Annotated in this window: 2 protein-coding genes; both read right to left on the bottom strand. The window is 63.9% G+C overall.

All coding sequences use genetic code 11. From position 1 onward, the window contains the following. Nucleotides 1-70: 70 nt before the first annotated feature. Complete coding sequence (locus AC1D1P_RS23980; RefSeq protein WP_477670769.1) at nt 71-556, bottom strand: type II secretion system protein; 486 nt, start codon at nt 554-556, stop codon at nt 71-73. Further along, on the bottom strand, nt 553-1,109 hold a 557-nt coding region (locus AC1D1P_RS23975), incomplete at its 5' end, for a type II secretion system protein (RefSeq protein WP_477674739.1). The genes AC1D1P_RS23975 and AC1D1P_RS23980, both read right to left, overlap by 4 nt.

Here is a 1,109-nt window from a genome sequence, read left to right as displayed (position 1 = left end):
CACCAGACCTGACTGCGAGGCCAAAGCCTTGCGCGGGCGGGTGGCTTTTGTCATGGCTGAACGAGTCCCGTCACCAAGCGCTGTAAGCCGACCCGTCCAGCGCGCGCTGGGACGACTTCGAGGAGACATCGAACACGTCCGCACCCGGTTGCGGTGCTTCAGCGCTGCTGCTGTAGGCGCGGGTGTTCCATGTCTGCACATCGCTAAGGGCCGGATCTTCGGCGAAAGGGTCACGCGGAATCCTGCGCAGCACCACAAAAGGCTGCGCGGAGAAACCAAAAGCCGCAGAGCGCGGAACGCCGTTGACCAGCACCTCCAGCGACGGAGGGTAGCCGGAGGCGCCTACCCCCTTGTCGATGACCCCGGCGTCGGATGCGGCCTTATAGCTATCCAGCGCCCGGCGTAGGGTGCGCAAGCCCTGCTTGAGTTCGGCCTCCTTGGCGCGTGTTTGCACCACCTGGGTCAGCGGCACGGCCACCATGGCCAGCAGGCCCACGATGGCCAGTGAGACCAGCAGCTCGATCAGCGTGAAGCCGCCTTGCCCCGACGGTTTCACGGCGCGATCTCCGTAGTGGGTGGCTCGACACCTTCCTTTGGCGGGATTGGGTTTGGCACAAGGGGCGCGCGTACGTCGTAGATGCCTGGCTCAGCGCCGGTTGGAAATGGCAAAACCTCCCAGGCTCGGGAGCCGGACACCGGATCCAGCGGGATCTCGCGCAGGTAGCGCTTGTCCACCACCTCCTGCAATTGCATCGGGTACTTGCCTTGGTCGGCGCGGAACTTGTCGATTGCATCGCGCAGTGTGGCGAGGTTTTGTGCCTGGACTTTTTCCTTGCCACCATCCACCGCTTTGAAGTAGCGCGGCGTGGCCAGCGTCAAAAGTAGGGCGAGGATGGAGAACACCACCAGCAGTTCGATCAGCGTGAAACCTGCCGCATGGGGGCGGCGAGGGCGCGGACGGTAGCGTGCCTTGCGCTTCCGGCCTGCGACCGTTCGCAAATCCATCTTGCGGAAACTGCTGGAGAAGGGAGTCACATCGCCTCTCGTTAACGCTTGATCATGGGTGGGGGTGGCGCCAGGCCACCACCACTCAGCGGCATGGCGGGAAT

The sequence above is a fragment of the Polaromonas sp. P1_E1_2 genome (assembly GCF_056406035.1).
This window is presented reverse-complemented; position numbering and strand designations above follow the sequence as displayed.